Genomic DNA, 26,031 nt, shown 5'->3' with positions numbered 1-26,031 from the left:
TTTTCTCTTAATCTGCTTGGTAAATGGCATCGATAGCCACTTTTGCTGCTTCATAATTGCCTAGGTAATCCTCCGCTAGATAAACTAAAGGAATATTGGTTAAATATCGCTCTCTCATCTGATCCAAATGCTGGGAAAAACTGTAGCGAATATGGTCTCCCGCCATGGTCATATCTCTAAATCCGTCATTGACATAGGAGCCAACAGGTTGCACAAAGAGAATCAAGTCCCATTTTTCCTTAGCCAAAATCGAAACAAAGAGATTGTCAAAGGTTTCTCCTGATAAGTCCCCTTGGTCTTCAGTCTCCATGTAATAATCATAGTAACCCTTGGTTACCAATGAGTTGGTATCAGCTATCACTAGACCTCGATTGGCATTGCTATCGATTAGCTTTGAGGTCTGGTCATACTGCCCCAACAGGAGATAATAATAATCCTTTGGAGTCAATTCATCGTCACGGACATTGTTTTTAATCTGGTACTCACGCGCGTATTCCAGGCTGACCGGCGCATCGTAATACCTTGCCAAATCCTTGGCCAGAGTGGTCTTCCCATTGCTGGCACTTCCCATAATCAACACTTTCTTTGTAAACTGACGACGGAAGGGCTGAGCGATGTATTTCCAATATTTGCTTGGATTTTCTCGAATCATAGTCGATGAGATACCAAACTTTCTTTCTTGCAAGACAGTGCCAAATCCACGTTTAGATAGCTCTTGCTGGTAGTCTGCTTCTCCTACAAAGAAGATCAGCTCTTGCTGGTTTTCATCGTAGGAAATCTCCGCTAACATCTGGTCCAACCACTCCTGCCAGCCCATAGGGTAACGGGGAAGGTTGGTCTCATCCAGCTTACAGACAGAGGTCAACTCATCGTCACGAAAAGCTTCTCGGATATAGCGAAATCGTTTTTGAAGAGTTAAGCCTATCTGCTCCCCTCGGTCTCCCTCATAGCCTGAAACGACTACCCAGACCTGATCACACTGGCGCTTCGCTCTCTGGATCAGGTCGATATGCCCTTGATGGAGAGGGGCAAAGGTTCCAAATATCACTGCTGTTTTCTTTTTCATAAACGTTTTACCTTTTTATAATTTTTAATATTTTTATTTTCTGTGTTTTTATTATATACTATATTTTTATTTTGTCAATATATTTTTATTATTTTTTATAAAAAAGTGGCAAAAAAGAGAAGGCCATCTTTATACTGCCCCTCAAAAGTTGAACATAAAAACTCTAACTTTTGTGGTTCACTAGCCTTCTCTTTTTATATCTTAGTTTCATCTCTATATGAAATGACTTATCATTATTAGATACCAATTATAAGTAAAATCTTTGGGATCTTCAATGGTTAACCAATCAAATGCTAAATATCGAAAGTGGATATTTTTAAAAAACTGAATCATTATTTTCTTCTTTTCATCGCGATGAATGAAGTTCCAATCAAACCAAGGAGACCAATGATCTCAAGAACTAGATTAGACGCCACTCCTGTAGATGGCAATTTCTTCTCAGTTGCTGATGTAGGATTCCCTTTTGCCACTGTTTCATTTCCAGCAGCCAGTGATTTATGATTAACTTCTTTATTCTGGAATTTTCCAGTTTGTCTCTCTCCTATCTGTTTTTGACTATCTTGGATAGACGGTTTAGTCTGCTTAGGTGTAGTGACATTTTGATTCTTAGAAAGTGTCTTAATCGCAAACAAACTGAAGTGGTTCGTTTTAAAAACAACTTGCCCATTTTCAACTTTAGAAGGAATACGCTCAAGGTCGCCATTTTCCTTTACGTGATAGACATGAACATCTGAGCCAGTCTGCCCAAGCGCGAGCCGAACAGTTCGTTCTCCATTGACATGAGTTTCCTTGCCTCCTTTAGAAAGAGATAAGTCAAACACACGAACTGTTCCTCCTCCTGTTTTACGAGCAATTTTATCAGCCAACTCTTTCGTCGTTACTTCCTTGAGATGTAACTTATCAGCATCTGTAGGTTTATCAAATATTACTGAAACTTTCGTCTTGCCATCTGCTGCTGTAAAGATTTTATGTGTCTTTGGTTGTGCCGGCGTGTGTGGTTTCTTGCCTTCTGGTTGAGGACTTGGTTGCATACCCGGTTTTGGAGCAGATGGCTTCTGATTTTCAGTACCGGGTTGTGCCGGTGTTTGCGGTTTTTTGCCTTCTGGTTGAGGACTTGGTTGCATACCTGGTTTTGGAGCAGATGGCTTCTGATTTTCAGTACCGGGTTGTGCCGGTGTTTGCGGTTTTTTGCCTTCTGGTTGAGGACTTGGTTGCATACCCGGTTTTGGAGCAGATGGCTTTTTATCCTCAGTACCGGGTTGTGCCGGTGTTTGCGGTTTTTTGCCTTCTGGTTGAGGACTTGGTTGCATATCTGGTTTTGGAGCAGATGGCTTCTGATTTTCAGCACCGGGTTGTGCCGGCGTGTGTGGTTTCTTGCCTTCTGGTTTAGGACTTGGTTGCAAATCTGGTTTTGGAATTTCTTTCTTATCTTCTTTCTTTGGCACTAAGTTGGCCTTCGCTACCTTCAATTCAGATAAGCTCTTCTGAAGCTCTCCTATCTGAGTATCTAGCTGCTTTTCTGTAATATTTACTTGTTCTAGAAGCTCTTTCCCTTGTTTAATGATTTCGCTTGCACGATTTCTGACCTTTTCATAAGCAGAACCAGCTTCTCCTGTTAACTTAGCTCCATCTGGGACTGTCTTCATTTCTTCTTCAAGCTGGCTGATAGCCTTCTGAAGTTCCACAATCTGCTGAATCTTATTAAAGGATGGAAGAAATTCATTCTTAAAGTAATCCGCTAGATATTTCCCTTCTAAGGTAGCATAATTCTTATTCCACGTTTGCTTAATGCCTGATTCAAATTCTTTTTCTAGACTAGGAATTTTCGCGTATTTTTCTCGATACAAAGCGACTTGTCTTGTCATCTTTTCGATTTGTGCATGGATTTGATAATAGATAAAGTCATCTATAAACGTTTGGAGAGTTTTGGCAGTGTATGAACCTTTTTCTAACTGTTCTCTAAATGCTTTTATTTTATCAGGAGCAATCTTTTTAGAATCATCCCAAATATCTTTTTTCTGCACCTTATAATCACTGTTATTTTCTGGTAACTCTGGATAGTTATTCACTTCAGCCAAAGCTTGCTCTAGTTTTTTTAGCTCTTCCTTAGCCTTATTCTTCAAAGATTCTATCTCTTTCGTTTCTTCAGTCGGTGTCTGAGATTTCCCATCTTTAGTTGGAGGAATATGACCTTCCATATCAGGCTTTCTTTGAGGCTCAGTTGGTTTCGTTAACCCTTTTTTGAATTCCTCCACAGTAGCATTTAGCTCTGACTTCGCTGTTTCTAGAATCCGATTTAGTTCCTCTTTTGTTTGAGCTTTAGAAAGCTCTGATCTATATTTATTTACAATTCCTAAGGCATTTTTAATTAATTCATCAAATTTAGACTCATCCTCAGATTTCAGATCTTTTTTAGTTCTATCCAACAGCTCACTCATGTGATTAGAAAGCGATAGATTAGCTTCTGAAATTTGTTTAGCCAAATCTTGCTGATCAGTCTCCTTAGCACTTCGTTTGTCTCTCGGTTTCGTTGTCTCTTTATTGCCATTAGATGACTTGAGTTTTGCAATCTCATCAAGAAGACTGTGTTTAGCCTTCAGCACCTCTTCATTTTTCGCGGCCTGATCGAGTTGCTGAAGCGCCTTTTTTTCCGACTCGCGTAACTGTTTGATTGTGGCATCCTCGTTTGCTTCTTCTTTGTTTAGTTTTTTCTCCTTTATGTTTTCGTCCACTTGTTGATTGACGTAGTTTTGAATTTCTTTTTCAACGTAGGCTTTGTAAGATTTGAATAACTTACCTAGATCAGCAATAACTTCTTGTTTAATCGTTTGGAGTGATTTATCCGACTCGTTCTTAAAATCATTTACAACTCGCTCTTTGATTTTATTGATTTCGCCTACTAAAGAACTTTTATCTTCTTCGGTGATACCTTTTGTAGTTGCCATATCGTTAATCAATTTCTTTTGATGGTCGAGTTCTTCATTGATTTTTTTGAAAGTATCTTCCAGCTCTCTATAACTATTCTCCAAAGTTTCTAGGTTATCACGGTCATCTTCTCCCTCAATCTCTTTTATCAAGGAATCTTTCCGCTCGGTTGGTAGGGTACCTTTTCTGATTTCTTCTTTTAAACGTTTTTGAATTTCAGCGACCGCACCTGTGTTCTCTTTTGTAGAAGTATCGTGAGACTGTTCCGAGCTCTCCTTAGTCGGAGGAACTACCTTGTTTTCATCTTTCGATTGATTTTCTTTTTCCTTCCTTTCTTGTTCCATATGCTGCTTTTCATGGTGTTCTAGTAAGTCTAGGTGAAAATCATTATCTATCGAAAGCAAGCTTTCTGTATCATTCGCCTGTTCGATTTTCTGCTGATATGCTGCTTTTTTATCTGTAGGAAGGTCACTTTCCGCTAGCTCCTTTATTAATTTTTCTTTTGCATCTTTCAAAGTTTCTCTAGCTGGTTCTGTTTTTTTATTATTTTCAGAAGAAGTTTCTTTGTTTTCTCCTGCCTTACTCTTAGATGAAGTTTGCTCAGTGACCTTGGCACTATTTGTAGGTGTACTAGAGCTCATCTCACCAGCATGAGCAACACTCCCCATAAAGAAGCTAGCTACTAGTACACTAGCTACTCCTACACTAAATTTACGAATGGAATAACGCATTCTTCGTTCATGATTTGATTTAAACATATCTATATCCTCCATAATTTTAATTAACTACAGTATATCCTGCTAATATGAATTGTATATGAAATTTGCTATATTATTTTCGCTATCCTTTCATTCTTCCATTAGGAATGATAACTTCTTGCAGTAATTTCTCTTCTTCTGCTATTCTTTGATAAAGAATAACCGCATAGACAGGAAAAATAAAGATAAAAGTTACGTAAGCATGACTCACCAAAGCTAAACCAACTAACTCAGGAAGAATATTCAAAAAGTAATTGGGATGTTTCACAATTCGAAAGAGAGGATGATCTACAAATTTGTGATTATTAACAAGCATTAGCTTTACTGTCCAAATATCTCCCAACAAGTGAATCACCAACATCAACATCAGCATAGAAAAAATAAGCAAGACTAAACCAACCATGCTCATGCCATCAAACCTTGTCTTATGTACCATTGCTTCAACGAAGCAAGAGAGATAAAAAACAATATGAGCCATCGTTAATCGTTTTGTATTCTCAACTCCAAATTCTTTCCCGCCATTGCTAAGGATTCGTTTTTCATTCTCCATCGAACGTTTTAAAAAAATCAATCGAACGAGGAAGGTTACTAAAATAATCGCTAATACCATACCAGTATCCTTTCTTTTTTCTATATTTAAAATAATATTCTCATGTTAAACCTATGTGAATTTTAACAAAAAAGAACGGAGAGATTTCCGTTCTTTTGCTTTATACAACTAATCTGCTTGCAAGCAAATTTTAAATTCCATTCCCTGTTCATAAGGGAGAAAACTATAAGACATTTGATAACTTTCTAGGATGTTATTCACGATATAGAGCCCTAAGCCAGACCCTTCAGACTTATCTGTAACAACTTGAGAGTGGTAAAAAATATCAAACAAATGATTCAACTCTTCTTGATTAAGGGGTTGGCAGGTATTCTTGATAGAAAGATAGCCATCTTGCTCGGATAGGATTACGCGCCCATTTTTATCTGAATATTTAATTGCATTACTAATCAGGTTTGTCAAAACCTTATCCAATGCCTTGAGACTCATGATGACCCTAGTAGCATCTGTCAATTGATTTTCAATTTCTATTCCTCTTGAGCGTGCTAATTCCTGATAGCGAGATAAAACATCCGTCAAAATAGTCTGGACTATCAAGGTCTCGCTACACTCTGTCCACTCTTGGAACTTAGAGGACTCCAAAACTTCTTCGAGCAAGTGGCTCATTTGATCAATTTGATCGATACTCTTTGCTATATACTTAGGGTGGTCTTTATAATCCCCAATATTGTACTGCATATTCTCTAGAATAATTCGAAGACTGGCTAAAGGGGTTTTCAACTCATGTGACGCTCCACGAACAAAAGAAACTTTCTGCTTTTGCAACCTGACAATCCGTTCATTTCTTCTCTCAGATTCATCAATGACTGCCAGCAAGTTTTCATACACATCATTGATTTGCTTTCCAACTTCCCCAACTTCATCCTTTCGCGTTTCATCAAAGCGAATATCATGATCCAACTCCTGCATCTTACCTGTAACTTTTGAGATATAAAAGAGAGGCTCCAGTAAACGTTTCGTATAGAAGTAGGAAAAGAGAAAGGCAAATACAAGCGTTGCTAAAAAGGTATACGGGAGATAGAGAAGCATAATCCGTGTTGCCTCTTTATAAATATCCACACCTTGAATAAATTGAATGGTTACCTTTTTACCATCAGCTGTCGTAATCTGACGGTCAATCGTTACGATATAGTTAGTGGGACTGCCTTCCTTTATTTCCAAGTCGTGCACAAGGGAAATTCTCTTATCCAGTACGTCATCTTTCAAATGGGCAGAGATGCGAAGAGATTTCGAATAGGACTCCAGCAAACTAGGCAGTTCATGAAAATTTTTGCCTTCTAAGTGCTTGCTCATAATAGTAGCACTCTCATTAAACTTCTCACCCTCTTGCTGAATGTAATAAAAAGGAAAGGTCAGATAGATGGCAATGTGGATGACCAAAGCAATTGCACCTAAAATCGAAAAACTTCTTAAAAATGATTTGGTTAATAATTTAGGGTTTTTTATCATAAACTAATTTTATATCCGGCATTTTTCACTGTTACAATACAATCCAAATCCAACTTCTTACGAAGATTTCGAATGTAAACATCAACTACTCTATCAAGAGGCAAATCTGCAAAATCATTTGAGATAGACTCGAGTATCTGCTCTCTACTCAAGACCTGGTTCTTATGTTGGATTAAACATTTTAAAACCAACAATTCTTTCGGCTTAATTGCAACCTCCTCGTTCTTGACTCGAGCTTGGTAGGATGTAAAATCCACTGTCACATCTTGATAATGCCAAATATCCTCCACAACATAGTAACGCCTAAGCAAGGCTTGAATCCGTTTGACTAGGAGCACCAGTGAAAATGGTTTCGTCACATGATCATCAGCATAAAGGTCAAATACCTGCATCTGAGTTTCCTCATCTCCGAGCGCACTTAAGACGATTACAGGAATATCATGATTTCCATTAATTTCTTTTAACACCTCAAATCCACTCCGCTTCGGTAACATCAGATCCAAGACCATCAGATGAATAGGGAACTCATGAAATTTCTCCAGAGCTTCCTGTCCATCCTTTGCTAGAATAACATGATAGCCTTCTTCTCTCAAAAAAGCAGCTACTCCCTCTCTAATCATATCCTCATCATCTACAACTAAAATGTTCATCTATTTCCCTTCTTAACCTATCTAAAATTCACTCTTTGGCTAGGTTTACGTTATTTTCATTTCATACGCAAAAAAAGAAACAGGGCTCTATTGAAATGGTGGAAATTTCAGGAAACTCTGCTCTTTTTCATTCTATACAAATCTTAATATCTATTTATTCTTATTATAACCAATATTTACATATTGTCAACTTATTTCCTTTGGTTTTTTAAAAATAAATACAAAAAGAATCAGGACAACTCCTGATTCTCTATTTTTAAGCAATATCAAATTTTAATTGACCAGCTTTGACACCAATCTTGAGGGTCTTTCCTGCCACTAATTCTCCCTTAAGAAGAAGTTCTGCCAACTTGTCCTCCACTTCTGTTTGCAGGGTTCTGCGAAGTGGGCGAGCTCCCATTTCTGGATTGTAACCTTGGCTTGCTAGTAACTTCAACGCTGAAGCTTGCAGTTTCAAGTCGATGCCTTTCTCTGCTAGGCTAGCAATCAATGGTTTCACCATGATCTTAACGATTTCCTGCATGTGGTCGCTATCCAAACTGTGGAAGACCACCTTTTCATCAATACGATTGATAAACTCTGGTCGATAAGCTTTTTTCAACTCTTCAAAGATTCGTTTTTCCATATTTTCCTGGTCAAAACGAATGTCCTTTGCCCCAAATCCGACAGTCTTATCATCACGAAGGGCTGTCGCACCAAGGTTTGACGTCATGATGATAATGGTATTTGAAAAGTCAACCTTGCGCCCCTTGCTATCTGTTAACACACCATCGTCCAAGACTTGCAAGAGGACATTAAAGATGTCTGGGTGGGCCTTCTCGACCTCGTCAAAGAGGAGAACGGAATATGGTTTGTTACGAACCTTCTCGGTCAACTCCCCACCTTCTTCGTAGCCCACATAGCCCGGAGGAGCTCCGTTGAGACGGCTGGCTGCGAATTTCTCCATATACTCACTCATATCAAAACGGATAAGGGCTGATTCGTCGTCAAAGAGAACTTCTGCCAAAGCCTTGGCTAATTCAGTTTTCCCGACACCCGTCGGCCCTAGGAACATAAAGGAACCAATCGGACGCTTGTGACTGCGAATACCTGACTGGTTGCGGCGAATGGCACGGCTAATACTTGAAACAGCTTGATCTTGACCGATGACGCGTTTATGCAATTCCGCTTCCAAGTTCAGGTACTTCTTAGCATCTGTTTGCGTCAGCTTTTGGACTGGGATACCTGACAAACGACTTAAGGTGGTCAAAATATCAGATTCTGTCACCAAGTCTTTATAGACAGGCTCTTCTTGTTCTTTTGCGATTAGCTGGCCTGCTTGTTTCCACTTGCCATCCATCAAGGCCTTGTCAGCTGGACTCAAGTCGGATTCGTCCATTCTCACATGCTTGGATTTGTTTTGCACAGTTGCTGCCGCTTCATCTAAAAGGTCGATAGCAGAATCTGGTAAGTGACGACTAGTCAAGTAACGATGCGCCATCTTGACAGCTGTTTCGACAGCTTCATCTGTGATTTGCACACGGTGGTGTTTCTCATAGGTAGCTTTCAAACCTTGCAAAATGGTCATGCTGTCAGCTAGACTTGGCTCTTCAATCGTCACTTTGGCAAAACGACGAGAAAGAGCTGCATCCTTTTCGATGTGTTTTTGGTATTCTTCCTGAGTGGTGGCCCCAACCGTTCTCAAAGTTCCACGCGCCAAGGCTGGTTTCAAGATATTGGCCGCATCCAGAGTCGAGTCAATACCGCTTCCAGAACCCATGATGGTGTGGAGTTCATCGATAAAGAGGATCACTTTGCCATCTTCCTCGATATCTTTGATGATGTTGTTCATGCGCTCTTCAAAGTCACCACGAAAACGTGTCCCCGCAACGACATTCATCAAATCAAGCTCTAGAACACGCATCTTTGCCATTTCTGCAGGTACATCCCCACTAGCAATACGCTGAGCAAGTCCAAGTGCCAGAGCTGTTTTCCCGACACCCGCATCTCCAACCAAGACAGGATTATTCTTGGTCTTCCGACTCAAAATCTGAATCATACGTGCGATTTCCTTGTCACGACCAATAACTGGTTCTAACTTGCCAGAGCGCGCTTGCTCCGTCAGGTCATGCGTGTAGTCCTCTAGACCACCACTTTGAGCTTGAGGCATGCCCATCATATTGGCCATAGAATTTTGCTTGTCAGTTACTGTGCGATGGCGTTGACGCAAAGCCTTAAGGTCTTCTCTTGTCCAACCTGCACGTTCCTCTAAATTGCGACGAAGAGCAGCAATTCTGACCTGATCTTTCTGGTCTTCATAAGAAAATCCTGCTCTCTCCAAGATGCGAGTTGCCAAGGCATTGCCATCATGCAAGATTGCATATAATACATGCTCTGTCCCTAACACCTTTGCGTGGACCACTGAGGCTACATACTCTGCTTCTGCAAAGAGAACCTCCAAACGATGGGAAAAGGGCAATTCCGTAAAGGTTTCATCTTGGCTATAGTCGGTTTCAGTCAGTTCCAACGCAACCTCTTCTAAACGGTCCATTTCATAAGGATAATCATTTAGAGTCGCACCTGCCACACTGTAACTGTGATTGGACATGGCAATCAATAAATGCCAAGACTCTAGGTAATGAGCTCCAAAATGGCCAGCAACCATGTAGGCACTTTCGATACATTCATTCAATGCTTTTGAATAGTTCATCTTACTTCTCTTTTCTATCTACCTCTTGCAATAGCTGTCGGAGCATATTGGCACGGACAACTGAGGATTCTTCCCCTAGGACACGATCTGTTGCTACTGAAGTCAGTAAGGTCATCTCCTGCTTGGTCATTAAGTCCTGCTCCACCAAAAGCTGGAGAATATCCTCATAAATCTCCTGACTAACTCGCTCACCAATCGAGTAAAGCAAATCGCGGAGCATCTCATGATGACTGGAAAACTCAATCCGCCCAATGCGAATGTAGCCTCCACCACCTCGTTTACTCTCAACTAAGTAACCTCTACTTTCCGTAAAGCGTGTCTTGATGACATAGTTGATCTGACTCGGTACAACCTGAAAGGTATCTGCTAACTGGCTCCGCTGCAATTCCACGATACCAGATCGGTCTAAAATCGCCTTGATATAGGCTTCGATATGATCTGATGTATTTTTAAATCTCATAGTAAATCAAACTCCTTCTTTGAACCTTGACTATCTTTGACTATTATACCGAAATTTTTGATTTTTTTAAAGAAAAAGGGCGCTGGTAAAGGATAATCTTCACCAACTCCCTATTTTTCTACTTATCTAAGCCCAATTCCGCCAAGATTTGACGCTTGTAGGCAATTTTTTGGACTTCCTTGTCCTCGTCTTCAGACCAATCTAGTTTAATTTCTGAAACAATCTGCCCAGGCCGATTTTTTAGGATGTAGATGCGGTCACTGAGATTAAGGGCCTCTTCGATACTATGAGTGATGATGAGGGTCGTCAGCTGCAGCTGCTTGTGAATCTTAAGGTACCAAGCGTGGAGTTCCATCTTGGTCATCTCATCCAAGGCACTAAAAGCCTCGTCAAGAAGAAAGAGCTTGTGCCCGAAAAGGTAGGTCCGAAGCAAGGCTACACGCTGGCGCATCCCTCCGCTGAGTTCGTGAGGATACTTATCCCGTACGGCTGTCAGCTGGAAGGTCGCAAGGATTTCATCCGCTCGGGCAATGGCCTCCGCCTTATCCACCTTTTGAATCAAGAGAGGCAGGATGATATTGCCAAGCACCGTCTTGTGCTCCAAGAGCAAATCCTTTTGTAACATATAACTCACGCGCCCCTTAGGATTTTCCTCGCCATCAAGGACAATTCGCCCAGACTGGACTTCTAAAATCCCAGCGATTAGGTTAAAGAGAGTGGTCTTTCCAACACCACTTGGACCTAGGATAGAAACCACTTCACCCGAAGTCACCTGCAGGTTGATGTCCTCTAAAATCTTTTCATCGCCATAGGCATAGCTTACGTGTTCTAGTCTAATTTCTGTCATTATTTTACAAATTCGTTAGTGAAGCCTTTGTCTGTCAAGTCTTCTTTAAGGATACCATTTTCTTTGTCCCATTTGTAGAAGGCATTCCAGCGGTCAGCGTCAAATTGTCCCCATTTTTCCTTGTCGCTTGCATACTCTTTTGACAAGTATTTTTGAGATTCGATAACAAAGTCACGTTTTTCCTTGAGTTCAGGTGCATTCTTTATGAGGATATCTGCAGCTTCTTCTGGATGTTCCATGGCATATTGGTAGCCTTTTTTGATGGCTTGGATGACTTTACGAGCTTCTTCTTTGTTGTCTTTGAGATAGTCGTTGTTTGCGATGATAACTGGTGAGTAGTAGTCAAACTCCTTGACATAGTCTTTCAAGTACATGAAGTTAGCATCTACGCCTTGAGATTTGGCAAGGATACCATCCCAACCGTAGTAGATCCAAGCAGTGTCAAAGACGCCATTGGCAATCGGTGTGATAGAGTTTGAGTCGTTGTTTGGTACTTTTTCGACATTCTCAAAGTCTCCGCCTTGTGATTCTACCAAGGTTTTCAACATAGCAAGTTCAGTGGGGTCATTCCAAGTACCGTATTTCTTACCAGCCAAGTCTTTTGGACTGCTGACATTGTCAGATTTACGTGAGATGATCCCTGATGTATTGTGCTCAACGATAGCTGCAACGGCAGTAATTCCTGCCCCTTTTTCCAATTTTTTAGCCATGTAGTCTTGGAAATACACTGCAAATGGTGCCTTACCATTGATCACCAAGTCAGATGAGCTTTCTTCTGGTGGTAATTTCAAATCAACATCCACTCCAGCTTCTTTGAAATAACCTTTTTCCTTGGCAACATAAAGCCCTGTGTGGTTAGTATTTGGGGTCCAGTCTAGGATAAAGTCAATCTTCTTAACTTCTGCTTCTTTGTTGTCCTTAGAAGCAGTTCCTTGACCACAAGCCACAAGCACAACAGCTACAAAAGCCGTTACAATCGTTAAAAACACTTTCCATGTTTTTTTCATTTTGATTTCCTCTTTTCTTTTTCTAAAACATCCTTATCTTAGGGACGTTTCCATTTAATCACATATTTTTCGCTAATATCAACCAATTTCATACCCAAAAGGCTGATAATCGACACCAGAATAATAATGGCAAACATGGTATCATACTGAAACAGTTTTTTAGACTGAATCATATAAACACCAAGACCTTCAAAACCTCCCAACCACTCAGACACCACAGTTGTGATAAAGGCGTAGGAGACACTGACCCTCAGACCTGCATAAAAGTAGGGCAGGCTGACAGGGATTTTAAAATGCCAAAGGATTTGCCAAGGGTTTGCTCGCATCAGACTAAACAAGGTCAGCATATCCTTGTCACAGTGCCTAAATCCATCCAAAATACTGACGATGATAGGGAAGGTTGTCGTCAGGATAATCAAGACAATCTTGGGCAAAATCCCATAGCCTAGCCACAAGACCAAGATAGGCGCTATGGCAATGGTCGGAATGGTCTGAACAACCACCATCATAGGATAAATCAAGTCATTGAGCCAAGTCAGACTATCCATGAGCACCGCCATAAGACAGGCAATCAAGACTCCTAAGACTAGACCTAGCAAAGCCACTCTCAAGGTCGCCCAGCTATGGTACCAGAGAAATTCTCTGTCACGAACAAAGGACTGGATAATCTCAAGAGGAGTTGGCAGGATAAACTTGGGTAAAAGTTTGAATACTCCCGCTAATTGCCAGATTGACAAGACTCCTAGAAAACCCAATAGACTAATGTGTCGTCTCAGTATACTTTTCAAGTTTGTCATCAATACTTAAAATCTCTCCTACATTTATTTTGACATTGGCAAAGACATTATCTGCCTCCTGCCCGGCCACTTCAAGCGCTTCTTTGAGAATGCGCATGAGCTCATCCAACTCCCCTTCCAAGACCGTTTCAAAGGGTGTCACCACCATGGTCACGGACTGAGCTTGCAGATAAGCAATCACTTGATCGATAATAGCAATTCGATCAATCCCCTGTGATAGGGGCAAGACTTGCAAGGCAATGCTTGCTTTCATAAAAACCTCCTCTTCTCAGTTTTTCTTTTTGACAAAAAGAAAAACCTTTGCCATATATGGAAAAGGTGCAGAATTCGGTTAAGTATCGTTCCCTACGCTGGCATTACCCAGATCAGGTGCGGTCGAAGTTTAACACTTCCTCTCAGACTGTACACAGACTCCCATATCTTATATGGATATATAGTAACGCAAATACAAGGAAAAGTCAAGGAAACTGCTTACAGAAAATCATGAAAAAGAGCTTGAAGGCACGCGCTTCAAACTCTATCATAGCTTTCTTATTTAGCCTCGTACCAGGTTGCCCCTTCATTCTCATCAGCGATGAGGGGAACACTAAGCTGGATGGCTTCTTCCATGGTTTGTTTCACTAGAGCTTTAACGGCTGCTAGTTCTGATTTCGGAACCTCAAGGACGATTTCATCATGCACTTGCAAGAGCATCTTGGTCTGATAGCCACCTTCAACTAGAGCCTTGTCTAGCTGGATCATAGCAATCTTGAGGATATCTGCTGCCGAACCCTGAATAGGGGAGTTAATGGCAGTTCGCTCTGCAAAACCACGAATGTTAAAGTTGCGCGAATTGATATCTGGTAGCTCTCGACGACGCTTGAAGAGGGTCTCTACATATCCCTTATCACGCGCTTCACGTACCACTTCTTCCATATAGTTTTTAATCCCAGGAAAACGCTCAAAGTAGGTATCAATGTAGGCTTTGGCCTTCTTACGACTAATACCAAGATTGTTCGCCAAACCAAAATCTGAAATCCCGTAAACCACTCCAAAGTTGACAGCCTTGGCATTGCGACGGTCGTTTGGCGTCACATCCTCAGGACGTTCAATTTCAAAGACACGCATAGCTGTCGAAGTATGGATATCTGCTCCCTCTTGGAAGGCCTTGATTAAGTGCTCATCCTTAGAGATATGCGCCAAAACGCGCAACTCAATCTGTGAATAGTCGGAGCTAAGAAGGACACTATCCTCCCACTCTGGCACAAAAGCCTTACGAATGAGGCGACCTTGTTCCAAGCGAACAGGGATATTTTGCAAGTTTGGATCTACACTAGACAAACGCCCAGTCTGAGTCAAATCTTGCACATAGCGCGTGTGGATCTTGCCATCATCTAAAATCCAATCCTGCAAGCCAACCACGTAAGTCGATTGAATCTTAGCAATCTGACGGTAGTCTAGAATTTTTTTGACAATCGGTGCAATAGGAGCCAGACGCTCCAGCACATCCACTGCTGTCGAGTAACCTGTCTTGGTTTTCTTGGTGTATTCTAGAGGAAGTCCCAGTTTTTCAAAGAGAAGGACGCCCAACTGTTTAGGTGAATTTATATTAAACTCTTCACCAGCTAACTCGTAGATTTCTTGAGTGAGTTGCTCAATGACGACCTCATTTTCAGCCTGCATCTCAAGTAGGGCTTCTTTTTTGACCTTGATCCCAGCAATTTCCATCTTGGCAAGGACAAAAGCCAGAGGTTGCTCCATGTCATAGAGAAGGTCTAACTGCCCGTGTTCACTGAGTTTTTCAAGCAAAACAGGCTCCGTCTCAACCAATACAGCAACCTTGCGAGCCAAATGCTCCAAGAATTTCTCTCTCTCAGGAATGGCTTTCTTGACCCCCTTACCGTAGAAAATCTCATCATCAGCCAAATAAGTTTGGCCATAGAGATTCGCAATGGTTGAAATTTCATTGTTCTCGACAGTAGAGAGGAGGTATTTGGCCAAACGGCTGTCAAAAGCAGGGGCCTGCAGGTTCAAGCCCAAGCGATTTAAAAGAACCTTAGCTTTCTTAAAGTCATACACTTTCAGAGGTGTTTTTTCTAAAAATTCCTTGAAAATCGGCGCCTGCAAGAGCTCAAGTTTGTCTGTAGCGTAAAGTTTATCCCCACAAGACCAGGCAAAACCAACCAAGTCATCTGTATGGTAGTTTTCACCAAAAAGTTCAAAGTGGAAGATGGAGTCTGCGCTCAGCATATCTTGACTCACTTTGTCCACCATGGTGAAATTCAAAGTCTCAGATTGATTCGCCTGAGAAGCATTCAAAGCTTGTTTGAGCTGTTTAAAACCCATTTCATCGTAGAATTTCCCGAGATTTTCCACATCTGGGCCATTATATACCAAGTCATCTAGTCCAATCTCAATTGGTGCCTGAGTCTCAATGGTCGCCAAGGTTTTAGACAAAAAGGCTTGTTCCTTGTCATTAATGAGATTTTCCTTCATCTTAGAAGCCTTCATCCCATCAATATTTTCATAAATACCCTCTAGCGAACCGTGCTCCAGCAATAGCTTGATACCCGTCTTTTCACCGATTTTCGTGACACCAGGGATATTATCAGACTTATCCCCCATAAGAGCCTTAAGATCGATAAACTGAGCTGGTGTGAGGCCCATTTTTTCCATAAGATAGTCTGGCGTAAAGGCCTCAAACTCAGCCACACCTTTCTTGGAAATCTCAACCACTGTATGCTCATCCGTCAACTGGATCAAGTCCTTGTCTCCGCTAACGATAGTCACATCGAAGGAATCCTTCTCAGCCAAACGACCTAGGGTCCCGATGATATCATCAGCTTCATACTGGGCCAACTCATAATGGCGAATCCCAAGATGGTCTAACAACTCACGAATGAAGGGAAATTGCTCACGAAACTCATCTGGAGTTTTAGCACGGCCACCCTTGTAGTCTGCATACATCTCTGTTCGGAAAGTCGTCTTACCTGCATCAAAAGCTACCAAAACATGGCTGGGGTCAACCCGCTCCAAGACGTGATTCAACATAAGTTGAAAGCCATAGATTGCATTGGTATGAAGACCATTAGCATTTTTAAATCGATCCAACTGCTGATAGAGCGCAAAAAAAGCTCGAAAAGCAACAGAAGATCCATCAATTAATAATAATTTTTTCTTGTCCATACACCCATTATAAAGGAAAGCAAGGAAAAATACCATCGGAAAGAATAGGCAAATGGTAGTGAAGCTCTCTTTTTTATATTCTTTCTAGATTCTAGCTCCATTACTATCCACTCGATAGCCATCTACAGTAGTATTCACTGCTAAAGCCCCTGAAGCACTGACGTAATAAGACTTTCCTCCTACCTGGAACCACTGGCTAGACTTCATAGCCCCTGAACTCTCCAAATAATACCATGTTCCATTTTCCTTGAGCCATCCTGTCTGCATCTCCCCTGATGCCTTTAGATAGTACCAATGCGAACCATCCTTCACCCAACCTGTTGACATGGTTCCATTGTCTTTAAAGTTATACCAACTGCCATTTATTTTCTTCCAACCAGTTGCGAGTTTCCCGTTCTCACGGTAATTCCAACTCCCTCCTTCTTTTTTCCAGCCTTTTTCTGTATTGCTTAGCTCTGCATACTGCACATATCTTCTAGAACCGCTATAAGACAAATAACCGAGCCACTTATAACCATCCTTTTCAAGAACTTGATCATAACTCACACTCTCACCAGCATAATAGTAGTCAATAACTTGTCCTGTGCTTGCTGGTTGGTCCATAATCGGCAATTTCCCCGTGAACACTATTGTCCCACTGGACGGAAGCTCTGAGCTACGAGCACCCTCACTCGCACCATGGCTAGCGGATAAATCCCTGAAATGAATAAAACCAGTCATCGAACTAGCCTTGACTTTTCGACGGTTATACTTTTCTCGAACCCCATAGTTATACTCTTCAATCTCAATCGTATCCCCTGATACATTTGATACCCAAGCCACGTGCCCATAATAACCTTCTGTCGACCAAGCAATAGCTCCAACTTCTGGCTTAGTATCCACACGATAGCCTTCTCGCCTTGCACGATGCCCCCATTCATTCGCATTTCCGTAGGCAGGAGGAATCTCAAAGCCATTTACACTACTCAAACGAAAGGCCGCAAAAGAGGTACACTGGCGAGAATACATCCGCCATTGATCGATTTCAACACTACCATTTTTGTAGTGAAGCGGATAGTCATCACCACGCGCTACACTATCGGCCTGAACCGATTCCCCACCAAACAAAAAGGTACTCGTAACGAACAAAGTAGCCAACCCTACACTCAACTGAGTACATCTACTCTTCTTAACTCCTGATTTAAAAAACGTCATTCATTCTCCTTAGTGATATAAATTTCCGAGGTTACCCTCGTTTATACTATTCGGGAGAAAAAGAAAAAAGTGAGCAAAGCTCACTTCATTTTATGATTCTTGGTCTAGATAGCGAATCAAGTTCTTTTCTGTCAAGATGTCTGAGTAGGTGAAGGATTCGACATAGACATTGGCTTGTTTGTCTCCCTCAACATCCCCAAATTCAACGATAAATAGGGATGGATAAACCTCAATTAGCTTACCCAATCGATTTTTTTGGCGCTTACGGCCATTCTCCAAAGTCATTTCAACGACTTGTCCCTCATGCGCCTTGATCTCTTCTTTGATTTTTTTCATCTTGGCTACATCTGAAAATGCATCTGACATCTTATGCCTCCCTCTTTGAGATACTTGAAAATTTATTGTATTCTTTTTGGAAAATCAATTCCACTGTTCCACGAGCTCCACTACGGTTTTTCTCGATGATAACCTCAACCTTATTATTTGGAATTCCTTCCTCTTCTTCACCCGCACGATCGTAGTAGTCGTCACGGTATAGAAAGGCTACGATATCTGCATCCTGCTCGATAGAACCCGATTCACGAATATCAGACAAGACTGGTCTCTTATCCTGCCGCTGTTCCACTCCACGAGATAACTGACTAAGAGCAATGACTGGAACTTTCAATTCCTTAGCAAGAATTTTCAACTGCCGAGAAATTTCAGAAACTTCTTGTTGGCGGTTCTCGCGACCAGTCCCTGTGATAAGCTGTAGGTAGTCAATCAAAATCAAACCAAGATTTCCAGTTTCTTGAGCTAGTTTGCGTGAGCGCGAACGAATTTCTGTGATCCGAATCCCTGGCGTATCATCAATATAGATACTCGCGTTGGCTAGATTCCCTTGAGCAATGGTATATTTTTGCCACTCCTCATCAGTCAATTGACCAGTACGGATAGAATGAGACTCCACCAAACCTTCTGCTGCCAACATACGGTCTACTAGGCTTTCTGCACCCATTTCCAGTGAAAAGATAGCTACCGTCTTATCCAACTTGGTACCAATGTTCTGAGCAATATTTAAGGCAAAGGCTGTCTTACCAACCGCTGGACGCGCCGCTAGGATAATCAACTCCTCCTCGTGGAGACCTGTCGTCATATGGTCCAAATCACGATAGCCTGTGGCAATACCTGTGATATCCGTTGTCTGTTGTGACCGAACTTCTAGGTTTCCAAAGTTGATATTTAGAATATCACGGATATTTTTAAACCCACTACGATTGGCGTTTTCGCTAACATCAATGAGTCCCTTTTCAGCCTGAGCGATGATTTCATCTGCAGGCTTAGAAGCTTCATAGGCCTGGTTGACAGACTCTGTCAACTTGGAAATCAAGCGACGTAGCATAGCCTTTTCTGCAACGATTTTAGCATAATACTCCGCATTAGCTGAAGTTGGTACAGAGTTGACAATTTCAACAAGATAGGACAGGCCACCAATATTTTGGAGATCCCCTTGGCTATCCAAAATCGTCCGAACTGTCGTCGCATCAATCGCTTCCCCACGATCCGACAAATCTACCATCGCTTGGAAGATCAACCGATGAGCATATTTAAAGAAGTCACGAGAATCAATGTATTCTCGGACAAAAACGAGCTTACTCTCATCTATAAAAATAGCCCCCAAAACAGATTGTTCTGCCAAAATATCCTGAGGTTGAACTCGTAGTTCTTCTACTTCTGCCATCCGACTTTCCTTCCTTTTACAATCTTGTCAAGAAGTTGTAAACTTACCCTTCCTTTACACGAAGATTGATGACACTTGTAACATCTTGATAGATTTTCACTGGTACATCAATCAAACCTACTGCTCGAATTGGTGCTTGCACTTGAATATTGCGTTTGTCAATCTTGATACCAAATTGCTTTTGCAATTCTTCTGCAATTTTCTTGTTAGTGATGGAGCCAAATGTACGGCCATCTGGTCCAACCTTTTCAACAAACTCTACAACCGTTTCTTCTGCTTCAAGCTTAGCCTTGATGGCTTTTGCTTCAGCAATCATTTCAGCATGAGCCTTTTCTTCTGATTTTTGTTTACCACGCAACTCGCCCACTGCTTGAGCAGTCGCTTCCTTGGCCAAATTCTTTTTAATCAGGAAGTTTTGAGCATAGCCAGTTGGCATTTCCTTGATTTCGCCCTTTTTTCCTTTTCCTTTAACATCTGCTAAAAAGATTACTTTCATTCTTCTTTCTCCTTTTCCTTTAGTTCATCCAAGATTAGTTTAGTCAATTTTTCTCCTGCTTCTGACAGATTCATATTCTCGATTTGCGCAGCCGCTAGATTAAAATGGCCTCCGCCACCTAGCTCTTCCATAACGCGTTGCACATTGATTTTACTACGGCTTCGAGCCGAGATGGAGATAAATCCTTGTGTATTTTTTGCCAGAACAAAACTAGCCTCAATACCGGACATGGCCAGCATAGCATCGGCAGCCTTACTGATAACAACTGTGTCATAAGTGGTTGAGTCCTTAGCTTGGGCAATCAAGATATCTGAAGCTAGCTTACGACCTTGTAAAATGAGTTCATTTACCTCACGATACTCCTCAAAATCTGTCGCAGCAATCTCCTGGATAGCAATACTATCGCTTCCACGTGTTCTCAGGTAGCTAGCCACATCAAAGGTCCGACTCGTTACGCGAGATGTAAAGTTCTTGGTATCCAGCATCATTCCAGCCATCAGTACGCTAGCCTGCATACGACTCAAACGATTTTTCTTAGAATTTTGGAACTGAATCAATTCTGTGACCAGCTCACTCGCACTACTTGCTCCACTTTCAATATAGGTGATGACTGCATTCTCAGGGAAATCCTGATCACGTCTATGATGATCAATAACAATGGTTTGAGTAAACAAATCATAAAAATCTTTCGATAAGGTCAAAGCCGTCTTTGAGTGATCCACTAAAATCAATAACGAACGGCTTGTAACTAGCTTCATCGCATCTGTAAGAGATAAGAGTTTCGTAGTATCTTCCTTCTTTAAGAACTGGATAGCACGCTCGATATCTGCTGACATTTTATCTGCATCATAGACAGCATAACTGTTTTCAATAATATTACTTGCAAACAACTGCATACCGACAGCAGAGCCCAAGGCATCCATATCTAGATTTTTATGACCGACTACAAAAACCTGGTCAACACTTCGAATCTTATCAGAAATGGCTGTCATCATGGCTCTCGTACGTGTACGAGTACGTTTGATAGACGCAGCAGTTCCTCCACCGAAGTAGACTGGATTCTTGGTCTCATCATTTTCCTTGACCACCACCTGGTCACCACCGCGAACTTCTGCTAAGTTCAAGTTGAGCAAGGCAATTTTCCCTATCTCTTCATGATTTCCATCACCATAAGAAAATCCCATACTTAAAGTTAGGGCTAGTTGCCTCTGTTTTGATTCTTCTCGGAAAGTATCAATAACAGAGAATTTATCATTCATCAATTCCTCGAGTACTGTATAATCTGTGAATAAATAAAAACGATCCATCCCCACACGGCGAGAAAACATAGCATACTTACTAGCAAATTCTGAAACAAAATTAGCTACAAAGCTATTGATATGGCTGATATCAGAGTCAGACGTCGCATCCTCCAAATCATCGTAATTATCCACTGAGATGACCCCAATGACTGGACGGCTAGTTACCAATTCGACAGTCGCTTCGTACTCCCCAGAAACATCAAAAAAATACAAAACGCCTGAAGCCTTGTCCATATGGACAGCATATCGTGTTTCGCCCAAGGTAGCATACGAACCAGGATTCCCAACAGAAGCCTTGATGATGGCTTGAATTAACTCAACATCAATTTCCCCTTCTTCATTTGTCAAAATTAACTCAGCATAAGGATTAAACCATTCTACTTCTCCACTTAATAAGTCTAATTTCAGGACTCCCACCGGCATTTGATCAAGCAAAGTACTCAAGCTATTTTCGGCTTGGTGATTTACATATTGGATTTGTTCAATTTCGCTCTTTTCGTACTGTTTTTTTTGCCATACAAATAAAAGCAGATAAAGCAGTACAAATAAAAATAAAACAGTGATTGTTACAGCAAGATTATGTGAAAAAATAATCAGCAAAGTTAAGATTCCGAAAGTTGCAAGTCCTAGCAAGACTGCAGAAAACGGGATTAAATTATTTTTTTTCATTCTAAACCTCTTGCGCATTATTATATCACAAAAGCCCTTAAAAAGCGACCTTTAAAGAGAAAGCACTGCTTTTATTATAGCAAGATGCTCTTAAAGAAACCATATATAAAAAAGGATAGCAAATGCCTCGCTCTCCTTTTTCCACATCAGTGCAGAATCTTCTGCCTAGATTACATTATTCACCTAATTCTAGTCGAATGTCTTGTAGGCACTCTTGCGCCTGTTTCACAATTGATTCTAAAATAGTCTTACATGGTTTGATGTCTTTCACCAAACCCGCAATTTGTCCACTCATCATTGAACCATGAACTGTATCACCTTCATAGACAGCCTTAGATAGGGAACCGATCGTAATTTCTTCCAGTTCCTCTCGGTTTGTACCTTTCTGCTCTAATTCAATGTAGTGATCCGTCATCTCATTGCGAATACAACGAACTGGCGCTCCCGCAATGCGGCCTGTAACCGCAGTCGCTGTATCACTTGCCGCCAAAATAGCTTCTTTATAGGCTGGAGAAATTGGACATTCTTCTGAAGCAAGAAAAACTGTTCCCATTTGAACTCCTTGTGCACCTAGGGCAATCGCAGCAGCAAGTCCACGACCATCTGCCACACCTCCTGCAGCAATGACTGGAATCGTTACGGCATCAACGATTTGTGGGATAAGAGCCATTGTATTGGTCTCTCCAATATGGCCACCAGCTTCTGAACCTTCAGCGATTACAGCATCAACTCCCAATTCTTGCATTTTTTGAGCATGCTTGACACTGGCAATAACTGGAATAACCTTGATTCCTGCTTCTTTCAAGTAAGGCATGATATGCTTAGGAGTTCCTGCACCTGTAGTTACAACTGGAACCTTTTCTTCGATGATAACGGTCACAATATCCTTGATATTTTTCATCATCAACATGATGTTGACACCAAAAGGCTTATCTGTCAACTTTCTCAGTTCACGAATTTCTTCTCGCAACTGCTCTCCGGTCATACCACCCGAAGCGATAATTCCCAGACCTCCAGCCTCAGAAACAGCTGCTGCTAGTTGATAGTGCGAGATTTGAGCCATAGCCCCTTGGAAAATTGGATATTGAATCTGTAAAAGTTTTGTAATTGACATATGAGTCCTCCTTTTATTTTCTGTTGATTCTTGTTGGCAAATGGATGCATAATGCACCAATATCCCCGTCAACAAGAAAATGTTATATTTGTCTCCTCATATTCTGCTATCCTAAAAAATCTGGCTTACGATCCTGCTGATCTGTAAAAGGAATAAGTGGGGGGCGAGAACGTAGAACATAATCTACAAATTCCTTCCCATCCTTGTCAAACTCTACCACCGCGAAAAATTGATCATGGTAAAAGAAAAACTTATAATGATTCTCAAAAGCCTGACGCAACCACTTCTTTTTGGCTAAAATTGATTTCATAGGATAATCATCAACTGCTGGAACCCAGAGAGGATTTCGATGAACATGTGTTAACATCAAGTCCCCCATATGGATCATCGTATCTTTCCCCTGTTTGAGCAAGATAATACTGTGGCCATTGCTGTGACCACTTGTGTGAATCATTTGGATTTCTGGAACGACATTGATATACTCTGAGAAAGTCGTCACCTGATCTTGAATCGGTTCCCAATTTTCTCTCAGATAAGTTCCCCGCGTTCGATCATTAGGGTTTCTCATCTCATACCATTCGACATCATTCACAATAATCTTGGCGTTTGGATACTTGGAAACCAGCTTCCCTTGATCATTCACATACGTCAAGCCACCAGAATGATCGTGGTGCATATGTGTCATCAGCACGATGTCAATGTCTTCAGGCGATAGTCCTAAAAGAGCTAAACTTTCTTCTACCCGACTTTCAGACAAGATTCCTAAGTTACGCCTTTGTTTATCGGATAATTTTGCTGTATCAAAACTTGCATCTATCAAGTAATTTTTACCCTTGTACTGGATCAAAATAGGATCCGTCAATTCTGCCATCATATTAGCATCATTTGTTGGGTAGTAACGAGACCACACAACTTTCGGAACCGGACCAAAAAGAGTCCCTGCATCCGTCAATTTATCGGCTCCACGTAGCCATGTCAGTTTCATATCATGAAATTGATATTCCTGTAAGGTGAGTTCTGCCATGCTTTACTCCTTTATCCATTGGGCTGCTATTCTTTTACGAATCGAATCCCCAGATTTTCCATAGATTTCAATCGTTTTGGCATCCTTTAGATAACGGTCTATGGGGATGTCATCCAAGGTTTGAAGAGGTCCAATTAATCTAATAATTTCCTCAGAAATCTCAATTGCTACTTTTGTCGTATAAAGTTTTATCTGAGATACAAAGAGAGAATCCGCCTTCATCCTGTCCTTGTAGGAGGCAAAGTAAGATTCAGCCGCACACAGCTTAGTATACAAGTCTGCAAATTGATGTTGATAGACTGTCGCATCGATTAATCGTTTCCCAAATCCTCTTTTGACCTTTACAAAAGCCAGACCTTTTTCAAAAGCTCCCTCAGAGATACCAATAGAGATTGCGCTTAATCCTAGCTGTAATTTTTTGATAATATCATTTAACTGAGTTTCCCCATTTAAGGTCAATCCTAGCAGACTATCTTCTGGCAATATGACCTGGTCAAAAGTTACCGAATTCACAGGTAAACCCTGTAAACCAGGTTTTGCTATATCATCTCCAAAAGCAACCCCCGGTCGAGTCGTATCAACAATGAAAAATCCATATCCATCTTCTCCGTTAGTTTCCTGAACCTTGGCTAAGATTAACAAAATATCTGTATAGCGGCAATTTGATACAATTGACTTCTTCCCAGTTAAAGACCAACCTGCCTCTGTTTTCCTTGCTGTTGTTGCAATAACCTCCAAGCTTTCCATCAATTTTCCTTCGGAAAATCCCAAGCCAGCTAAGATTTCTCCCCTTACTAATGGTTCTACATAACGCGATTTTTGTTCCTGACTTCCATATCGTAAAATAGGATAGATACCATAACATGCCTGAGTTAGCAGAACAGCAGAAAAAGCAGGGAAATCTTTTGAAATCAAGCGAATAAAGGTCAAAAACTCGGTTCTCAAAACAGAATCTTGACTATCTAAAAGCAAGGAAAAGATATCAAATCGCTCAATAAACTGATAAAGCAATTCTCTAGGGAACTGTTGTTCATCCTCACGAGACTTGAAATAGTCCCGAATCAACACTTTCACGTCTGCCTTCAATTCTCGCGCCAGCACGTCATTATAGGTCATCGCATTCACCTCAGCTTAGTTGTCAGAAAACGGTTGGTAATAATCTTTCAACAATTCTTCATATATATAAGACTCTACTTCATTGTAGGAGTTTTTATAGGGTCTACAAAACCAAATATTAAATGGAATAGGATCCTTGAATCTAACTGCCTTAAAACGACTCTTGTCCACAAAATATTCAACCGGCCTTGGTAAAAGAGCAATCAAATCTGTCTGATGAGTTGATTCAACTAGGAAGTCCCAAGTAGAGGAAAGATAAGCAAATTTAGCCTCAATTCGTTGTGAACGAAGTTTTTCTGTCACTAAATCATAAGTCGTAAATGTTTTGTTGAAGGTTGCCAATTCATAACTAGCAATATCAGACCATTCCAACAAGCTTTTCTGAGCCAGCGGATGATCCTTATCCATATAAGCAACGTATTCATCCAATTGAATGATATGTTGTTCATATTTTTTAGCATCCAGGCTCGTAGGCTCTATCAGAATAGAGAGATTCAAATCTCCATCAACCATTTTTTGACGAATTTCCTTCCCTCCACCTTCCGTAACCTGGATATGGATATGAGGATTATTTTTCAGAAAATGAGGCAAGGCACTAGCAAAATAAACTCGTAAAATCAAGGACGGAATACCAAGATTAATGGTGCCCTTTTGCTTTTGAGCTTCTATATGGATCATGGAAAGCATTTCTTCATGTCGATTCACAATCTCGGTCGCATAACGATAAATTTTGCGTCCCGAATCTGTTAAACTTTCTAATCTTCCATTCTTGCGATTGAATAATTGAATCCCTTCAGCTGCTTCAAAATTTGTCACAAATTGACTCAAGGCTGATTGACTAATGTGAATCTTCTTTGCAGCAATGGAAAGGTTGCATCCGCATTCTATGATATTGATGAAATAGTTCATTTGGATAATATCCACTTACCCATCACCTAGCTTTCCTTCACTATTTTAGTAAGTCAATTAGACAA

Annotated in this window: 21 protein-coding genes; all 21 read right to left on the bottom strand. The window is 41.0% G+C overall.

What is annotated here, in order from left to right; all coding sequences use genetic code 11:
* Window positions 1-7: 7 nt before the first annotated feature.
* Window positions 8-1,066, bottom strand: a complete 1,059-nt coding sequence (locus ATE34_RS04185; protein WP_061598244.1) for an AAA family ATPase — start codon at window positions 1,064-1,066, stop codon at window positions 8-10.
* A 332-nt stretch (window positions 1,067-1,398) separates the two neighbouring features.
* A complete protein-coding gene (locus ATE34_RS04180; RefSeq protein WP_084911154.1) occupies window positions 1,399-4,749 on the bottom strand; it encodes a GAG-binding domain-containing protein in 3,351 nt (1,116 codons plus the stop codon).
* 82 nt (window positions 4,750-4,831) lie between these two features.
* A complete protein-coding gene (locus ATE34_RS04175; protein WP_000241945.1) occupies window positions 4,832-5,359 on the bottom strand; it encodes an isoprenylcysteine carboxyl methyltransferase family protein in 528 nt (175 codons plus the stop codon).
* A 108-nt stretch (window positions 5,360-5,467) separates the two neighbouring features.
* Window positions 5,468-6,808: a sensor histidine kinase BgrS gene (gene bgrS, locus ATE34_RS04170; RefSeq protein ID WP_084911153.1), complete on the bottom strand. Its 1,341-nt coding sequence runs from the start codon at window positions 6,806-6,808 to the stop codon at window positions 5,468-5,470.
* Entirely contained in the window at window positions 6,805-7,458 is a 654-nt protein-coding gene (bgrR, locus tag ATE34_RS04165) for a response regulator transcription factor BgrR (protein WP_001024193.1), read from the bottom strand. Before bgrR ends, bgrS begins: the two co-directional genes overlap by 4 nt.
* 256 nt (window positions 7,459-7,714) lie before the next feature.
* Window positions 7,715-10,147: an ATP-dependent Clp protease ATP-binding subunit gene (locus tag ATE34_RS04160; protein WP_084911152.1), complete on the bottom strand. Its 2,433-nt coding sequence runs from the start codon at window positions 10,145-10,147 to the stop codon at window positions 7,715-7,717.
* Window position 10,148: 1 nt separating this feature from the next.
* On the bottom strand, window positions 10,149-10,607 hold the full coding sequence (locus ATE34_RS04155) for a CtsR family transcriptional regulator (protein ID WP_061598248.1): 459 nt from the start codon (window positions 10,605-10,607) through the stop codon (window positions 10,149-10,151).
* 118 nt (window positions 10,608-10,725) lie between these two features.
* Entirely contained in the window at window positions 10,726-11,454 is a 729-nt protein-coding gene (locus ATE34_RS04150; RefSeq protein WP_061598249.1) for an ABC transporter ATP-binding protein, read from the bottom strand.
* Entirely contained in the window at window positions 11,454-12,461 is a 1,008-nt protein-coding gene (locus ATE34_RS04145) for an ABC transporter substrate-binding protein (protein ID WP_061598250.1), read from the bottom strand. The genes ATE34_RS04150 and ATE34_RS04145 overlap by 1 nt, the downstream gene beginning before the upstream one ends.
* Before the next feature lie 38 nt (window positions 12,462-12,499).
* Window positions 12,500-13,258 (bottom strand): ABC transporter permease, encoded by a 759-nt coding sequence (locus tag ATE34_RS04140; protein WP_180382671.1) that lies wholly within the window; start codon window positions 13,256-13,258, stop codon window positions 12,500-12,502.
* The gene (locus ATE34_RS04135; RefSeq protein ID WP_002880743.1) at window positions 13,221-13,511 is read right to left on the bottom strand and encodes a thiamine-binding protein; all 291 of its coding nucleotides are present in this window, start codon (window positions 13,509-13,511) and stop codon (window positions 13,221-13,223) included. Before ATE34_RS04135 ends, ATE34_RS04140 begins: the two co-directional genes overlap by 38 nt.
* Window positions 13,512-13,789: 278 nt before the next feature.
* Window positions 13,790-16,423, bottom strand: coding sequence for a DNA polymerase I (gene polA / locus ATE34_RS04130; protein ID WP_061598260.1), 2,634 nt, complete (start codon window positions 16,421-16,423; stop codon window positions 13,790-13,792).
* An 84-nt stretch (window positions 16,424-16,507) separates the two neighbouring features.
* Window positions 16,508-17,617 (bottom strand): CHAP domain-containing protein, encoded by a 1,110-nt coding sequence (locus ATE34_RS04125; protein WP_061598251.1) that lies wholly within the window; start codon window positions 17,615-17,617, stop codon window positions 16,508-16,510.
* A 90-nt stretch (window positions 17,618-17,707) separates the two neighbouring features.
* Window positions 17,708-17,983 (bottom strand): Veg family protein, encoded by a 276-nt coding sequence (locus ATE34_RS04120; protein WP_001278157.1) that lies wholly within the window; start codon window positions 17,981-17,983, stop codon window positions 17,708-17,710.
* A 1-nt stretch (window position 17,984) separates the two neighbouring features.
* Window positions 17,985-19,337: a replicative DNA helicase gene (gene dnaB / locus ATE34_RS04115; protein WP_000852476.1), complete on the bottom strand. Its 1,353-nt coding sequence runs from the start codon at window positions 19,335-19,337 to the stop codon at window positions 17,985-17,987.
* Between the two features lie 43 nt (window positions 19,338-19,380).
* Complete coding sequence (gene rplI, locus ATE34_RS04110; RefSeq protein ID WP_000864201.1) at window positions 19,381-19,833, bottom strand: 50S ribosomal protein L9; 453 nt, start codon at window positions 19,831-19,833, stop codon at window positions 19,381-19,383.
* Entirely contained in the window at window positions 19,830-21,803 is a 1,974-nt protein-coding gene (locus ATE34_RS04105) for a DHH family phosphoesterase (RefSeq protein ID WP_084911151.1), read from the bottom strand. Before ATE34_RS04105 ends, rplI begins: the two co-directional genes overlap by 4 nt.
* Before the next feature lie 175 nt (window positions 21,804-21,978).
* On the bottom strand, window positions 21,979-22,959 hold the full coding sequence (locus ATE34_RS04100; RefSeq protein ID WP_268700433.1) for a nitronate monooxygenase: 981 nt from the start codon (window positions 22,957-22,959) through the stop codon (window positions 21,979-21,981).
* Between the two features lie 64 nt (window positions 22,960-23,023).
* Window positions 23,024-23,941 carry an MBL fold metallo-hydrolase gene (locus tag ATE34_RS04095; RefSeq protein ID WP_000829420.1) on the bottom strand — a complete coding sequence of 306 codons (918 nt, stop codon included), beginning with the start codon at window positions 23,939-23,941 and terminating at the stop codon, window positions 23,024-23,026.
* 3 nt (window positions 23,942-23,944) lie between these two features.
* On the bottom strand, window positions 23,945-25,057 hold the full coding sequence (locus tag ATE34_RS04090; RefSeq protein ID WP_000221882.1) for an acyl-CoA dehydrogenase family protein: 1,113 nt from the start codon (window positions 25,055-25,057) through the stop codon (window positions 23,945-23,947).
* Between the two features lie 15 nt (window positions 25,058-25,072).
* Entirely contained in the window at window positions 25,073-25,981 is a 909-nt protein-coding gene (locus ATE34_RS04085; RefSeq protein ID WP_180382670.1) for a LysR family transcriptional regulator, read from the bottom strand.
* Window positions 25,982-26,031 lie beyond the last annotated feature (50 nt).

Source organism: Streptococcus oralis subsp. tigurinus (assembly GCF_002093545.1).
Lineage (GTDB): Bacteria > Bacillota > Bacilli > Lactobacillales > Streptococcaceae > Streptococcus > Streptococcus oralis_C.
The sequence above is the reverse complement of the archived record's forward strand: the minus strand, read 5'-3'. Positions and strand labels throughout refer to the sequence as shown.

Excerpts from the sequence above, each read along its gene's own strand:
- ATE34_RS04185 (WP_061598244.1), bottom strand. The coding sequence starts at position 1,066 with ATGAAAAAGAAAACAGCAGTGATATTTGGAACCTTTGCCCCTCTCCAT.
- ATE34_RS04180 (WP_084911154.1), bottom strand. The coding sequence starts at position 4,749 with ATGTTTAAATCAAATCATGAACGAAGAATGCGTTATTCCATTCGTAAA.
- ATE34_RS04175 (WP_000241945.1), bottom strand. The coding sequence starts at position 5,359 with ATGGTATTAGCGATTATTTTAGTAACCTTCCTCGTTCGATTGATTTTT.
- bgrS (WP_084911153.1), bottom strand. The coding sequence starts at position 6,808 with ATGATAAAAAACCCTAAATTATTAACCAAATCATTTTTAAGAAGTTTT.
- bgrR (WP_001024193.1), bottom strand. The coding sequence starts at position 7,458 with ATGAACATTTTAGTTGTAGATGATGAGGATATGATTAGAGAGGGAGTA.
- ATE34_RS04160 (WP_084911152.1), bottom strand. The coding sequence starts at position 10,147 with ATGAACTATTCAAAAGCATTGAATGAATGTATCGAAAGTGCCTACATG.
- ATE34_RS04155 (WP_061598248.1), bottom strand. The coding sequence starts at position 10,607 with ATGAGATTTAAAAATACATCAGATCATATCGAAGCCTATATCAAGGCG.
- ATE34_RS04150 (WP_061598249.1), bottom strand. The coding sequence starts at position 11,454 with ATGACAGAAATTAGACTAGAACACGTAAGCTATGCCTATGGCGATGAA.
- ATE34_RS04145 (WP_061598250.1), bottom strand. The coding sequence starts at position 12,461 with ATGAAAAAAACATGGAAAGTGTTTTTAACGATTGTAACGGCTTTTGTA.
- ATE34_RS04140 (WP_180382671.1), bottom strand. The coding sequence starts at position 13,258 with ATGACAAACTTGAAAAGTATACTGAGACGACACATTAGTCTATTGGGT.
- ATE34_RS04135 (WP_002880743.1), bottom strand. The coding sequence starts at position 13,511 with ATGAAAGCAAGCATTGCCTTGCAAGTCTTGCCCCTATCACAGGGGATT.
- polA (WP_061598260.1), bottom strand. The coding sequence starts at position 16,423 with ATGGACAAGAAAAAATTATTATTAATTGATGGATCTTCTGTTGCTTTT.
- ATE34_RS04125 (WP_061598251.1), bottom strand. The coding sequence starts at position 17,617 with ATGACGTTTTTTAAATCAGGAGTTAAGAAGAGTAGATGTACTCAGTTG.
- ATE34_RS04120 (WP_001278157.1), bottom strand. The coding sequence starts at position 17,983 with ATGTCAGATGCATTTTCAGATGTAGCCAAGATGAAAAAAATCAAAGAA.
- dnaB (WP_000852476.1), bottom strand. The coding sequence starts at position 19,337 with ATGGCAGAAGTAGAAGAACTACGAGTTCAACCTCAGGATATTTTGGCA.
- rplI (WP_000864201.1), bottom strand. The coding sequence starts at position 19,833 with ATGAAAGTAATCTTTTTAGCAGATGTTAAAGGAAAAGGAAAAAAGGGC.
- ATE34_RS04105 (WP_084911151.1), bottom strand. The coding sequence starts at position 21,803 with ATGAAAAAAAATAATTTAATCCCGTTTTCTGCAGTCTTGCTAGGACTT.
- ATE34_RS04095 (WP_000829420.1), bottom strand. The coding sequence starts at position 23,941 with ATGGCAGAACTCACCTTACAGGAATATCAATTTCATGATATGAAACTG.
- ATE34_RS04090 (WP_000221882.1), bottom strand. The coding sequence starts at position 25,057 with ATGACCTATAATGACGTGCTGGCGCGAGAATTGAAGGCAGACGTGAAA.